The 13402-nt window shown below is 63.8% G+C and carries 15 protein-coding genes and 1 tRNA gene; 2 read left to right on the top strand and 14 right to left on the bottom strand.

Going from position 1 to position 13402, the window contains the following annotated elements; genetic code table 11:
• Positions 1 to 192 precede the first annotated feature (192 nt).
• The 11 genes from ACSAMP_RS11575 to ACSAMP_RS11625 form a co-directional block, all read right to left on the bottom strand.
• A complete protein-coding gene (locus tag ACSAMP_RS11575) occupies positions 193 to 975 on the bottom strand; it encodes a prepilin-type N-terminal cleavage/methylation domain-containing protein (protein WP_457800561.1) in 783 nt (260 codons plus the stop codon).
• A gap of 80 nt (positions 976 to 1055) precedes the next feature.
• A tRNA-Leu gene (locus ACSAMP_RS11580) sits at positions 1056 to 1139 on the bottom strand.
• A 42-nt stretch (positions 1140 to 1181) separates the two neighbouring features.
• Entirely contained in the window at positions 1182 to 1910 is a 729-nt protein-coding gene (locus ACSAMP_RS11585; RefSeq protein ID WP_147563532.1) for a YebC/PmpR family DNA-binding transcriptional regulator, read from the bottom strand.
• Between the two features lie 175 nt (positions 1911 to 2085).
• Positions 2086 to 3561, bottom strand: coding sequence for an IMP dehydrogenase (gene guaB / locus ACSAMP_RS11590; RefSeq protein ID WP_441795874.1), 1476 nt, complete (start codon positions 3559 to 3561; stop codon positions 2086 to 2088).
• Between the two features lie 117 nt (positions 3562 to 3678).
• Positions 3679 to 4422, bottom strand: coding sequence for an acyl-[acyl-carrier-protein] thioesterase (locus ACSAMP_RS11595; protein WP_457800562.1), 744 nt, complete (start codon positions 4420 to 4422; stop codon positions 3679 to 3681).
• Positions 4419 to 5048, bottom strand: a complete 630-nt coding sequence (locus ACSAMP_RS11600; protein WP_457800563.1) for a hypothetical protein — start codon at positions 5046 to 5048, stop codon at positions 4419 to 4421. The genes ACSAMP_RS11595 and ACSAMP_RS11600 overlap by 4 nt, the downstream gene beginning before the upstream one ends.
• 63 nt (positions 5049 to 5111) lie before the next feature.
• Positions 5112 to 5768: a PhoH family protein gene (locus ACSAMP_RS11605; RefSeq protein ID WP_457800564.1), complete on the bottom strand. Its 657-nt coding sequence runs from the start codon at positions 5766 to 5768 to the stop codon at positions 5112 to 5114.
• Positions 5769 to 5778: 10 nt separating this feature from the next.
• Complete coding sequence (locus ACSAMP_RS11610; protein WP_457800565.1) at positions 5779 to 6171, bottom strand: hypothetical protein; 393 nt, start codon at positions 6169 to 6171, stop codon at positions 5779 to 5781.
• Positions 6172 to 6250: 79 nt separating this feature from the next.
• Positions 6251 to 7489 (bottom strand): sporulation protein YqfD, encoded by a 1239-nt coding sequence (locus tag ACSAMP_RS11615; protein ID WP_457800566.1) that lies wholly within the window; start codon positions 7487 to 7489, stop codon positions 6251 to 6253.
• Positions 7490 to 7504: 15 nt separating this feature from the next.
• Positions 7505 to 7783, bottom strand: a complete 279-nt coding sequence (locus ACSAMP_RS11620; RefSeq protein ID WP_441795879.1) for a YabP/YqfC family sporulation protein — start codon at positions 7781 to 7783, stop codon at positions 7505 to 7507.
• A gap of 50 nt (positions 7784 to 7833) precedes the next feature.
• Entirely contained in the window at positions 7834 to 8397 is a 564-nt protein-coding gene (locus tag ACSAMP_RS11625; RefSeq protein WP_457800567.1) for a M48 family metallopeptidase, read from the bottom strand.
• 100 nt (positions 8398 to 8497) lie between these two features.
• Between ACSAMP_RS11625 and ACSAMP_RS11630 the strand changes: the two genes are divergently transcribed.
• Both ACSAMP_RS11630 and ACSAMP_RS11635 read left to right on the top strand, forming a co-directional pair.
• A complete protein-coding gene (locus tag ACSAMP_RS11630) occupies positions 8498 to 9694 on the top strand; it encodes a nucleoside recognition domain-containing protein (protein ID WP_457800568.1) in 1197 nt (398 codons plus the stop codon).
• A gap of 48 nt (positions 9695 to 9742) precedes the next feature.
• A complete protein-coding gene (locus ACSAMP_RS11635) occupies positions 9743 to 9955 on the top strand; it encodes a hypothetical protein (RefSeq protein WP_441795882.1) in 213 nt (70 codons plus the stop codon).
• 141 nt (positions 9956 to 10096) lie between these two features.
• On the opposite strand, the gene gltA is transcribed toward ACSAMP_RS11635, so the two are convergent.
• The 3 genes from gltA to rfbA form a co-directional block, all read right to left on the bottom strand.
• On the bottom strand, positions 10097 to 11482 hold the full coding sequence (gene gltA / locus ACSAMP_RS11640; RefSeq protein ID WP_457800569.1) for an NADPH-dependent glutamate synthase: 1386 nt from the start codon (positions 11480 to 11482) through the stop codon (positions 10097 to 10099).
• The gene (locus ACSAMP_RS11645) at positions 11475 to 12323 is read right to left on the bottom strand and encodes a sulfide/dihydroorotate dehydrogenase-like FAD/NAD-binding protein (RefSeq protein WP_457800570.1); all 849 of its coding nucleotides are present in this window, start codon (positions 12321 to 12323) and stop codon (positions 11475 to 11477) included. Before ACSAMP_RS11645 ends, gltA begins: the two co-directional genes overlap by 8 nt.
• Positions 12324 to 12452: 129 nt before the next feature.
• Positions 12453 to 13316 (bottom strand): glucose-1-phosphate thymidylyltransferase RfbA, encoded by an 864-nt coding sequence (rfbA, locus tag ACSAMP_RS11650; RefSeq protein WP_441795885.1) that lies wholly within the window; start codon positions 13314 to 13316, stop codon positions 12453 to 12455.
• Between the last annotated feature and the right edge of the window lie 86 nt (positions 13317 to 13402).

Below are 13402 nucleotides of genomic sequence, written 5' to 3' on the forward strand. Positions count from 1 at the left end.
CGATTTCCAGAATACGCCTGCCGGTCACTTCTTGCCGGTCCATTATAACATAGCCGGCCCGGGTCTGCAACGCCATGTCATTGCGGCAGGGTATCTTTATACTGCTGATAATCCCCCTCTGTCACCAGCTTTGTATATGCGCGATAGGCATCCTGAAGCGTCTTGTACTGGTTGGCGGAGGAGCAATATTTTTTATAGCCATAGAGGCCCATGTGTTCTGCGATCGCAACGTAATTTCCCGCCTTGTTGGTCCGCACCGCAGTGGTCGTCTCTGAGACATAGTATCTTCCGTCCCCGGTCTGGATGATCACCCGGGATATTCTGTCCGGCCCCAACCGCATCGGTGTTCACGGATGTCCAGAACAGATAGCGGTTAGCCGCATCGGTGGAACTGCCCAGATAGGCCCAGGTCCCCTGCTTCATCAGGCTGTTCTCTCCGATCCCGGCCTGGACCTTGGGCAGCATGTCGGACCGGGTGCAGCGGGAGTCGATCTCAAAATTCACGCCCGGCGCCAGATCGTTCAATACGCCGCTGTCCGTCAGGGCCTTGTGCATGTCCTCCTTCAGGTCGACCCGGTGCCCCGTTTTTCCGCCCCTCCAGTTGAACACAGCGCCGTCTTTCAGGCTGAACGACACCTCGCACTCCCCACCGGCCACGGGGTCACCCTTCCAGTGTTCGGTGTCCCCCTGGCCGTTGGTGTGGGTGATCCCGGCGATGGTCACGGTGTCTGCGTTCTGCCAGCCGTCCTTCTTCTGCTTCAGGGAGACCACCTTCACCGCGCGCTCCGTGTCCCCAACGCTCACCGCCACAGCCACTTCGGAATAGGCCGAGCGCACGTTGGCCAGGTCCACCGCCTCCCGGCTCTTCTCCAGATAGCCCGAAAAAACCGGTATAATAATAGCAATCAGCACGGCAAGAATGGCGATCACCGTCAAAAGCTCCATCATGGTAAAACCTCTGCTTCGGTTTTGCATCTTTCTTCACCTCTTGGCGAAAAATATATCTGCCCTTGCAAAAAAAGTCGGAGCAAACAACGATACTGTCTGCTCCGATATGGTACGGGTAGTGGGACTCGAACCCACACGCGGAAAGCACGAGAACCTAAATCTCGCATGTCTACCAATTCCATCATACCCGCATCATGAGCGGCAGGGTCTCCCCTGCCGCTGTTTATTCCGGTTTAGTCCTGCTCCCAGTTGTGGTACACGTTCTGCACATCGTCGTTGTCCTCCAGGGCGTCGATGAGCTTCTCCATGTTCTTGATGTCCTCTTCGTCGGTGAGCTTGACGTAGTTCTGGGGGACCATCTGCACGTCGGCCTCCAGGAAGGTGTAGCCCTTGCCCTCCAGGGCGGCCACCACGTCGTTGAAGGCGTCGGGGTCGGTGTAGATCTCGAACACGTCGTCAGATGCCTGCATGTCCTCGGCGCCGGCCTCCAGGGCGTCCATCATCACGGTGTCCTCGTCCAGGTCCTCGGCGTCCAGGACCAGCACGCCCTTCTTGTCGAAGGACCAGGACACGCAACCGGTGGCGCCCAGGCCCTTGCCGAACTTGTCCAGCAGGTGCCGGACCTCGGGGGCGGTGCGCTGGCGGTTGTCGGTGAGGGCCTCCACAATGACGGCCACGCCGTTGGGGCCATAGCCCTCGTAGACCACGCTCTCGAAGTTGTCGGTGTTCCCGGCGCCCAGAGCCTTGTCGATGGTACGCTTGATGTTGTCGTTGGGCATATTGGCGGCCTTGGCCTTGGCGATGACGGCGGCCAGGCGGGAGTTATTGGCGGGGTCGCCGCTGCCGCCGGTCTTGACGGCCACGATCATCTCGCGGGCGATCTTGGTGAAAATCTGAGAGCGCTTGGCGTCGGCCGCGCCCTTGGTCTTTTGTATGTTATGCCACTTGGAATGTCCAGACATGGTGCTCTTCCCTTCTGTGTGTTATGAAAAATCGGTGGTATTATACCACTTTTCCCCGTCCTTGGCAAGTCGTTCTCCGCAGATTCTGCATCTTTTTGGGAGAGGTCGGCGAAAAGACCGGGAGAAACTCTCACGGAAAGGCCGCCGCCCGGGGTGGGCGGCGGCCTGAGAGGCTTTAGTTGGGGTTGACGGTGTAGTTGGGAGCTTCCTTGGTGATATAGATATCGTGGGGGTGAGACTCCCGCAGACCGGCGGCGGTGATCTGGATGAACTGGGCCTTCTCGTGCAGCTCCTCCACAGTGTGGCAGCCGGTGTAGCCCATACCGGCCCGCAGGCCGCCCATCAGCTGATAGATGGTCTCGCCAGCCAGTCCCTTATAGGGCACCCGGCCTTCCACGCCTTCGGGGACCAGCTTCTTGTTGTTCTGCTGGAAGTAGCGGTCCTTGGAGCCCTGGTTCATAGCGGCCAGAGAGCCCATGCCACGGTAGACCTTGAACTGACGGCCCTGGAACACCTCGGTGTCCCCGGGGGACTCCTCGCACCCGGCCAGCAGGGAGCCCAGCATGACCACGCTGGCACCGGCGGCCAGAGCCTTGGCGATGTCGCCGGAATACTTCACGCCGCCGTCGGCGATGATGGGGACGTCATACTCCGCCGCCACACGGGCCGCGTCGTACACGGCGGTGATCTGAGGCACGCCGATACCGGCCACCACGCGGGTGGTGCAGATGGAGCCGGGGCCGATGCCGATCTTCACGCAGTCAGCGCCCGCCTCGATGAGGGCGCGGGTGCCCTCGGCGGTAGCCACGTTGCCGGCGATGAGCTGCACGTCGGGATACAGGGCCTTGATGCGCTTGACGCAGTTGAGGATGTTCTGGGAGTGGCCGTGGGCAGAATCCAGGGCCAGCACGTCGGCACCGGCCTCCACCAGGGCGGCCACGCGGTCCAGCACGTCGGCAGTGACGCCGATGGCGGCACCCACCAGCAGGCGGCCCTTCTCGTCACGGGCGGAGTTGGGGTACACGGCGGCCTTCTCGATGTCCTTGATGGTAATCAGGCCCTTCAGGCGGAAGTTCTCGTCCACGATGGGCAGCTTCTCGATCTTGTGCTGGCGCAGGATCTCACGGGCCTCGGCCAGGGTGGTGCCCTCGGGGGCGGTGACCAGGTTCTCCCGGGTCATCACGTTGTCGATGAGCTGGTTCATGTCGGTCTCGAACTTCATATCACGGTTGGTGATGATGCCGATCAGACGGCCGTTGTCGCAGATGGGCACGCCGGAGATGCGGTATTTGGCCATCAGCTCGTCGGCCTCGGCCAGGGTGTGGCCCGGCCCAAGCCAGAAGGGATTGGTGATAACGCCGTTTTCAGAGCGCTTGACCATGTCCACCTGCTCGGCCTGCTGGCTGATGGACATATTCTTGTGGATGATGCCGATGCCGCCCTCTCTGGCGATGGCGATGGCCATGCGATACTCGGTAACGGTGTCCATGGCGGCGCTGATGAGGGGGATGTTCAGATGCACCTTCCGGGTCAGGCGGGTGTGCAGATCAATGTCCGCAGGCAGCACATCGCTGGCGGCGGGGATGAGCAGCACGTCGTCAAAGGTGAGGCCCTGTTTCACAAACTTCTGGGCGGCGTCCTGATTGACCATATACTACAACTCCTTTTCTCCTTCCCGGCGTATCCGGGACAGTTCTTTGGTACCACGGCGGCATAAACCGCCGATAAAACGATATTAGATTAAGTCTAACGCAGCGGGTTTAGAATGTCAAGAATCAAGTTGTTTAAAAATCATGGCGGTTTCAAAGCGGGCTTTGCCGTTCTGGTCCAGTCCGTGGACATAGCAGCCCCCGTCCAGGCTCCCGGCCTCCAGGTCCAGGATCTCCCCCGGGCGGCACTCGGCCAGATAGCCGATCTGCATCTCGGTCAAGAACTGGTCTTCCGGCAGCCTGTCCAGCTCCACCGCGTCGCAGGCGAAGTCGGCGTAGCGGGTGTTGTTCACGTGACCATTCACGTCGGTGTCGCTGTAGTGCATCTTCCGCCGTTCCAGCAGCTTCAGGTCCTTGGGGGCGCGGAGCTTGTTCAGGGTGCGGGTCTTGCACAGCTCCTCTCCCCCGGTGCCCGCCAGCTCCTGAATGTCCGCCAGGCGCATGATCTTTCGGCTTTCTAAATTGGCCAGCACCCAGCCGGACACCGACTCCCCCACCAACTCCCCGTTGGCATAGATGTCATAGTCCCGGTACATCATGGCGGCCTTGCCGCCCCGGTGCCAGGTGCGGATGGTCAGCCGGTCCTCCCACCGCAGGGGGCGGTCCAGGTGGAACCAGGACCGGGCCAGCATCCAAAAGGCCCCGTATTTCTCCACCAGGGTCTCCCGGCCAAAGCCCCCCTCCTCCGCGGCAAAGCCTGCAGCGATCTGAAGGTGGTCCAGCAGGGCGGATGGCTTGCAGATGCCCCGCCCGTCGGCGTCCATGCCGGTCAGGCGGATGGTCTGTTCATAAAATTGGCTCATGTGTCCTGTTTCCCCCGTATCACGATGTTGGTCTTGCAGCAGATGTCGTCGATGTCGTCCGCCGTGGCGGCGGGGATGCGCACCTGGGCCCCGCACTGGGTGCAGATCAGGTCCACCGAGCTGTAGTTCACCTGAAAGGTCCACTTCTTGCTGCCGCAGGTGCAGGAGATGCCGTCCCGCTTGGCGATGTCCCGGATCTCAGACAGGACCTCCTCCATGACGATCTCGTCCAGAAAGGGCTTGTCCTCCCCCTCCTGTCCGGCGGCCTTGGCAGACTCCAGCTTGTCCAGGGCCTGCTCTAACCGGGCGGTGGCGGCGTACACCGGCCCCTCCTCCCCCACATAGCAGCAGTCCAGGCCGGAGGCGGCGCAGGAGAAAGCCAGGGCCCGCTCCCGCACAAAGGCGTGGGTGGAGCAGGACACCTGGTGCTCCCGCCCGCAGAACAGGCAGGGCACGGTGAGATGGACCCGATTGGGCTGAAAGTCCACCGTCAGCTCCGACTTGCCGCAGGGGCACTTGATGTGGGCGGTGGAGGCGGCCAGAGAGAACAGGTCCCGCTCCACGATCACCGACTGGCGGCACCGGGGGCAGATATAGGAAAGATAGCGCTTGGTATCCTGTTGCATGGGCTTCTCCTTTGTGTTTTTCTTCTTTCAGTTCCCGCCCCCTCCGGGGACGGGACGCAGGTCTTACTTCTTGCGGCTGAACCGGTTGTTGTTCCGATAGGCGGGCTTTTGGGTGGGCTGGCCCGGCTTCTTCTCGGCGGGCTGGCCGGGGGCGGCCTTGTTGTTTTCAAAGGCGGTGATGATCTTACCCACCAGCTTGTGCCGCACCACGTCCGCCCCGGTGAGACGGATCACTTCGATGTCGTCGATGCCCTCCAGAATGTCGGCGCACCGCTCCAGGCCAGAGTCCTGGGGAGAGGGCAGGTCGATCTGGGTCACGTCGCCGGTGAGCACCATCTTGGACCCCTCGCCCAGACGGGTGAGGATCATCAGGTGCTGGGCGATGGACATGTTCTGGCACTCGTCACACAGCAGGAACATGGATTTCAGCGTCCGGCCGCGCATATAGGCCAGGGGCGCGATCTCGATGATGCGCTTTTCCATATAGCTCTGCACCGTCTCCGGCCCCAGCATCTCGTCCAGGGCGTCGTACAGGGGGCGGAGATAGGGGTCCACCTTGTTTTGCAGGTCGCCGGGGAGGAAACCCAGCTTCTCCCCCGCCTCCACCGCCGGGCGGCACATGACGATCTTGTTTACCTTCTTGTCTTTTAAAGCCCGCACCGCCTCGGCCACGGCCAGATAGGTCTTGCCCGTTCCGGCGGGACCGATGGCGATGGTCACGGTGTTCTCCTCAATGGCCTTGATATACTTCCGCTGACCCAGGGTGCGGCGACTTCACCGGGGCCCCGTTATAGGTGTAGGCCACCACGCCCTTCATGGCGGTGACGGTCTCCTCCACCCGGCCCTCCCGGACCGAGGCCAAGGCGCGGCTGACGGCGAACTCGTCGATCTGCTCCCCCAAGGAGCGCATCCGATCCAGCATCTGCAGGGTCTGCACCGCCAAGGCCAGCGCGTCCGCCGACTCGCTCACCGCCACGGCCTGGCCGTCCCGGGTGATGAGGGACACGCCCAGCTCCCGCTCCAGCAGCTTCAGGTTGGCGTCCGCCACCCCGAACAGGTCCTGCATGGTCAGCACGTCTAATTCGATCTTTTCTGAAGCCAACTTGTTTGTCCTCGCTTCCATGGTGCTTTTTCCGTCCGCAGACGGTATACAAGTTAAGTATATGCTCTTTTTCTTCTGTTTTCAAGTGCTTTTGCCCGGGTCATCCCGTTTTGGTCCCCTCATCCGGCTCCGGCCCGTTAGAGATGGCCCGGGTCTCCCGTTCCTTTCCGATCTCCTCCCGGCACTCGGCCACCAGGGTCACCTCCAGACTGTCCCCCTGGATCTGGGCAGAGTAGTCCGTGGTCACCACCTCCCCCTCGGGGCCGATGGCCTGTTCCAGATAAATGCGCAGCCGATCTTGAAGCAGGTTCTGGGCGGCCTCCCGGTTCAGGGGGACGGAGGTCAGGTCATACTCCCGCCACACCTCCCGGCGGAGGGTGATGGGCAGTCTGCCCACTCCGGGCAGGGCCGCCTGGTGGGCGCTGGAGCTTTTCTCCCACCGGCCCTCTGGCTCACGGCCCCACAGGCGCAGCCGCCGCCCCGCCGCCGTCAGGCTCCACCCCGTCTTCTCCTTTCCGGTGTAGTCCTTCCCCTGGGCCGTCAGGGGGATGACCGCCGTCATGGTCCGCCAGGTCCTGGCCCACACCCGGCCCCGGGCGTGGGTGGGGTAATAGCGGGTGGGCAGGTCGCTGTACTCCGGCGGCTCCATGGCCACGTTTCCGGCAATGAGCACCTCCCCCGCTGCCACCGTGTCCCCCTCGATCACCTTGGCCTGGCCCCGCTCCGCCTCCACATGGGTGATCAGCCCCGCCGTCTTGGCTACCACATCCCAGCAGCCCGACTCGTCCACCCCCTCCGCCGGGGGGATGGTCTCCCGCACGCTCACCTCTAACCGGGTACCGTGGAGGTTGATCCCCATCCAGGCCAGGTCGTCCAGGGCCAGCTGGGCCTCCTGGGCCACCTGCTGCCGGTCGATCCCCGGGCCGTATACCCCGGGATACACCCCCAGCTGCCGCAGCTGGCTTAAAATCACCGCCGTGGGCAGGCGCTCATTCCCGCTGACCTGGATGGTCAGCACAAAGCGGGACAAAAATGCCACCGCCCCCAGAGCCAGGGCCAGCCCCGCCAGAAAGGCGTACCGGGCCCGAAAGCGCAGCAGAAAGTCGGGCAATCCCCGGCGCTGCTCCACTTCCACCCGGCAGTCCACCCGCTCCGCCAGCGCCTCCAGCCGCCTGAATTGACTGCGGCGGGCGGTGAAGCGGACGGTGTGGTCGTCCAGCCACTCCAAGCGCCAAAAGTCCAGCCGGTGCTGGGCGCACAGGTTCAGCAGCCGCTCCGGGAACGGCCCCGTGACGCACAGGGCTACCGTGCCCCGCAGCAGATTCATCAGCCGTTTCACGCCGCCTCTCCCCTTTCAGTGCAGCTGGATGCTGTCGATCCGCCCGGTGATGAGCAGCTCCAGCCCGGTCATGGCCCGCAGTTCTAAGCCGCTGCCCCTGATCTGGATGAGGAACACCCCGCCGCTGACCTGGATCTCCTCATCTCCATAGGCCAGGATGCCCTTGTGGTTCTCCACCCGCAGCTCCCCGTCCCCCACCAGCTCCAGCCGGGGCACCCCGGCCAGGGCGTCGGCGGGCAGGTCCAGCAGCTGGGCCGTCCGCTCCAGCAGCCCGGGCCGCCGTTTTTCCCCCATAACGCAATTCACCTCCCCCCATGTCTATGACGGGGGGAGGTGATGTATGTTCAGCGCAGCACGACGGCGTAGCGCTTCAGCTCCTGGCGCAGCTGCCGCCACTGGGGCATCAGGGCGTCCATCACGGCGTAAAAGCCCGGGCCGTGGTCGTGGTGGAGAAAGTGGACCAGCTCGTGGAGGGCCACATAGTCCCGCAGCAGGGGCGGGCAGCGGACCAGGGCGGTGTTCAGGGTGATATAGCCCTGCATCCAGTGGCAGTTGCCCCACTGGCTGCGCATGGCCCGGATCTTCAGCTGTGGATAGGCCACCCCCAGGGGCTCCGTCAGGGGATAGACCCGGTCCAGGGACTGGCGCAGCTGGGCCAGGCAGTCGGGCCGGGACAGCTCAGGCAGCAGCTCCGGCGGCGGGGCCTGCCGCCGCTCCAACCCTCGCCGCAGCCAGGGCCACTTGTCCCGCACCAGCCGGTCGGCCTGCTCCGGGGGGCAGTTCCAGGGGATGGACACGTGGATCTCTCCCCCGCTGTCCAGGCGCAGATTCAGATTTCGCACCCGCTTTCGGGTCAGCCAATAGCGGATGGTCCCATCAGGCCCCTCCACCTGGCGCAGCTGTTCCATAAAAACGCTCCTTTTCTCGTCCTCCGTCCCGAGGGACAGGCAAGTTTTTCTTTCGCGGCACATATGCTTCAGTCACAGTTTTTTCTTGGGAGGTGGGTCTATGGGCCGTCTGCTGGCAAAGCCCCGGCTGCGCACGGCGCTGGTGGGGCTGGGGCTGCTGTGCGCCGCTCTGGCGCTCATCGCCTGGCCCGCCCAGTCCGCCGCCGCGGTGCGGGAGGGTATGGCCCTGTGCGCCAACGTGGTGGTCCCCTCCCTGTTCCCCTTCTTCGTGCTGGCCTCTCTGGTGGTGGAACTGGGTCTGTCCCGGTGCCTGGGGCGGCTGCTCCATCCCATCATGGCACCCCTGTTCCGGGTGAACGGCGCCTGTGCCGCCGCCCTGGCCCTGGGCTTTGTGGGGGGCTATCCCGTGGGGGCCCGCACCGCCATTCAACTCTATCAGCAGGGGCAGTGCTCCAAGACCGAGGCCGAGCGGCTGCTGGCCTTCTGCAACAACAGCGGCCCCGCCTTTATTCTGGGGGCGGTGGGGGCCGGGGTGTTCGGCAGCGGCAGAGCGGGGCTGGCCCTCTATCTGTGCCACATGGCCGCCTCTCTGATGGTGGGGCTGCTCTTCCGGTTCTATCGCCCCGGGGAGGGGCCCTCCTCCCCCCGCCGGATGGGGGAGCGGTTTCAGGCGGTCTCTTTTTCCGCCGCCTTCCCCCGATCGGTCACGGGGGCCATGACGTCCAGCCTGAACATCTGCGCCTTCATCCTGTGCTTTTCGGTAGTGGTGCGGCTGCTCACCCTGTCCGGCCTGCTGGGTGCGGCGGCTCAGCTGCTGTCCAGCCTCCCCCCTCCCCTAGCGCTGCCCCCGGCGTGGTCCCGGCGGCTGTTGGTGGGGGCGCTGGAGCTGTCCTCCGGGGTGTACTCCCTCACCGACGGCAGTCTCACCGGGCGGCTGTCCATGGCCGCCTTTATGCTGGGCTGGGCGGGGGTATCCGTCCATCTCCAGGTGCTGGCCTTTCTGGGGGACAGCGGCCTGTCTATGCGGACCTATCTCACGGGCAAGCTGCTCCACGGCGGGCTGTCCGCCCTGCTCATGGGGGCGCTGGCCCCCCGGCTGGCCCCCACCCTGTCCGTCTCCGCCTGTCTGGCCCAGCAGACCGAGGCCATCGCCGGGCAGGACGCCCTCCGCGCTCTGGCCCTGTCCGCCGCCGCGGCCTGGGGGCTGTGGCTGTGCTTTTTGGCTCTGGCGGTATTTCCCGGGAAAAAGCAGTGGAAAAGCCAAAAAGATTGCGCTATAATAGATAGCACGAAATAAAAAGAGAAGGCATGTCACCACATACCGCCATCGGATGGGAGTATCGCAATGAACCTGTTTCAACGAAAGATCGAACCACGCTGCGCCTACTGCGCCCACGGAAAGCCCCTGGGCGAGGACCAGATCGTCTGCCCCAAAAAGGGCGTAATGTCCGCCGGGTCCCATTGCCGCTCCTTCCGCTATGACCCCCTGCTGCGTACCCCGCCCCGCCCGGCGAAGATGGCCGGGCTGAATCTGGACGACGAGGACTTCAGCCTTTAACCAACCATTTGCGTTTTTGTGTTTCCCGCCCCCTGCGGGGGCGGGAAACACAAAAAAGAATTGGGAATTATTTTTGAGAAAGCGCCGCCGCATGGTCTGTTCCATGCGGCGGCGCTGTTTTTCTGTGGCTTAAGCGGAAGATCAGCCCTTCTGCTTGATGTACTCGTCAATGGACTTGGCGGCGTGCTTGCCCGCGCCCATGGCCAGGATAACGGTGGCCGCGCCGGTGGCCGCGTCGCCGCCGGCAAAGATGCCGGGGCAGGAGGTGCAGCCCTTCTCGTCAGCGGCCACACAGCCCTTCCGGGTCTTCTCCAGGCCGGGGGTGCCGTCGTAACTCATCTGGTTGGCCTGGGTGCCCAGGGCCATAATGACCGCGTCCACTTCGGTCTCAAACTCGCTGCCCTTCACGGGGACGGGGCGGCGGCGGCCGGACTCGTCAGGCTCACCCAGCTCCATGCGGATGCAGGTGATGGCCTTCACGTGGTTCTGCTCGTCCCCCTCGATGGCGATGGGGTTGGTCAGCAGGTCAAAAATGATGCCCTCCTCCTTGGCGTGGTGGACCTCCTCGGCACGGGCGGGCAGCTCGGCCTCAGACCGGCGGTAGATGATGTGGACCTCGGCCCCCAGGCGCTTGGCACACCGGGCGGCGTCCATGGCCACGTTGCCGCCGCCCACCACGGCCACCTTCTTGTTGTGGAGGATGGGGGTCTCGGCATCGGGCTTATAGGCCTTCATCAGGTTGATGCGGGTGAGATACTCGTTGGCGGAATACACGCCCACCAGGGACTCGCCGGGGATCTTCATGAACATGGGCAGACCGGCGCCGGAGGCGATGAACACGGACTCATAGCCCCGCTCAAACAGCTCCGTGATGGTCAGCACCTTGCCGATGACCATGTTCAGCTCGATGTCCACGCCCATCTTCTTCAGGTTTTCTACCTCACGCTGGACGATGGCCTTGGGCAGACGGAACTCGGGGATGCCATAGCTGAGCACGCCGCCGGGGGTGTGGAAGGCCTCGAACACCGAGACGGAGTAGCCCATGCGGGCCAGCTCCCCGGCGCAGGTCAGACCGGCGGGGCCGGAGCCGATGACGGCCACCTTGTGCCCGTTGGCGGGGGCGGTGGCCAGGTTGGACACCCCGTGCTCGGCGGCCCAGTCGGCCACAAAGCGCTCCACCCGGCCAATGGCCACGGGCTCGCCCTTGATGCCCCGGACGCACTTGCCCTCGCACTGGTTCTCCTGGGGGCAGACGCGGCCAGAGATGGCGGGCAGGGCGTTGGCGTTGGACAGGATCTCATAGGCGGCGGCGATGTCCCCCTCGGCCACCTTGGCCAGGAAGTCGGGGATGGGGATGCCCACGGGGCAGCCGGTGACGCAGGCGGGGTTCTTGCAGTGGATGCAGCGCTTGGCCTCGTTCACGGCCTCGTCCAGGGTATAGCCCAGGGCCACCTCCAGGAAGTTGGCGTTGCGCACATTGGGGTCCTGCTCCTTCATGGGAGTCTTGTTCATCTGCATATTAGCCATTCATGGAACCTCCTCCCAGGCGGCAGAGATGCCGCTCCTTGGCCTTGGCCTCGAACTCTTTATAGGTGGCGTTGCGGGCGATGACCTCGTCGAAGTCCACCTTGTGACCGTCGAAATCGGGGCCGTCCACACAGGCGAACTTCACCTCGCCGCCCACGGTCAGGCGGCAGCAGCCGCACATGCCGGTGCCGTCGATCATGATGGGGTTCATGCTCACGGTGGTGGGAATATTATACTTCTCGGTGAGCTTGCAGGCAAACTTCATCATCATCAGGGGGCCGATGGCGAACACGTGGTCAAACTTCACGCCGCTGGCGATCAGCTCCTCCAGCTTGCCGGTGACAAAGCCGTGGTAGCCATAGGTGCCGTCATCGGTGCAGATGTGCAGGTCGGTGCAGGCCTTGCCCATTTCTTCCTCCAGGATGACGATGTCCTTGGTCTTAAAGCCGCCGATCAGGTCCACCTGGTTGCCCGCCTGATGCAGAGCGCGGGCCACGGGCAGAGCGATGGCGCAGCCCAGGCCGCCGCCCAGCACGGCCACCCGGCCCAGGTCCTCCACCTCGGTGGGGACGCCCAGGGGGCCCACGAAATCGTGGAGACAGTCCCCCTCGTTCAGCTCATCCAGGGCCAGGGTGGTGCCGCCGATCTTCTGATAGATCACCGTCACCAGGTCGTTCTCCGCGTTGGAGATGGTCAGGGGGATGCGCTCCCCCTCCTCGCTCACCCGCAGGATGATGAACTGGCCCGCCTTGGCCTTGGCGGCCACCAGCGGCGCGTACACCGAGATCTGGGTGATCTCCGGCGTCAGCGGCTTTTTCTGCGCGATCTGATACTTGTTCACTGCTGTTCCTCCTCGTCGATCATTTCCGGTCCCACCGGTATCCCTTTTTCCCGCCCGGCCCTTCCAAAACCGGGCGGTGCAAACCGTGGAGCGAAGCGCTCCCCGGCTCTTCCTGATGTTACGCGGCCCTCAGCCGATGAGCGAGAGCAGATATTTCCCGTACCGGGTCATGCTCAGCTCCTTGCCCATGGTCCGCACCTGGTCCTCGGTGATCCAGCCCTCATACAGACCCAGCTCCTCCAGGCAGCCCACATAGTGGCCGCTGGTGTCCTGGATGTGCTTGACGGTGGTCCCCGCCTCCAGCAGGCTGTCCGCGGTCCCGGCGTCCAGCCAGACGAAATTCCGCTCCAGGGGCACCACCTGAAGCTGGCCCCGGCGGAGATACTCCAGATTTACGTCGGTGATCTCCAGCTCTCCCCGGGCGGAGGGCTTTAGATTCCGGGCGATGTCCATGACCTGGTGGTCATAGAAATAGAGGCCGGGGACGATGTAGTTGGATTTGGGGTAGCGGGGCTTCTCCTCGATGGAGATGGCCTTGCCCTTTTCGTCGAACTCCACCACGCCGAAGGGCCTGGGGTCCTCCACCCAATAGCCGAACACGGTGGCCCCCTCCGCTCTTCTCACGGCCCGCTTCAGGGTGGCGCCCAGGGTGGGGGCGTAGAAGATGTTGTCCCCCAGCACCAGGCACACCTGGTCGTCCCCCACAAAGTCGCTGCCGATGAGCAGGGCGTCGGCGATGCCCCGGGCCACCGGCTGCTCGGCATAGGAGATGTGCAGCCCGAACTGGCTGCCGTCCCCCAGCAGAGCGGCAAAGGTGTCCGTCTCGTCCGGGGGCACGATGATAAGGATATCAGAGATCCCCGCCTGCATCAGAATGGCGATGGGATAATAGATCAAAGGCTTGTCGTAAACGGGCAGCAGCGGCTTGCACACCGGCTTGGTCATGGGATACAGGCGCGTTCCCTTTCCGGCCGCCAGAATGATTCCTTTCATTGGTCGCTCCTTCCGCGCTTTTGTCCAGCGCTGTACTGTTTTGAACGGGACCATTGTAACATGAATGGCGCCGCTTTACAAGGGTC

It is taken from the genome of Flintibacter sp. SJQ-8 (assembly GCF_054108085.1).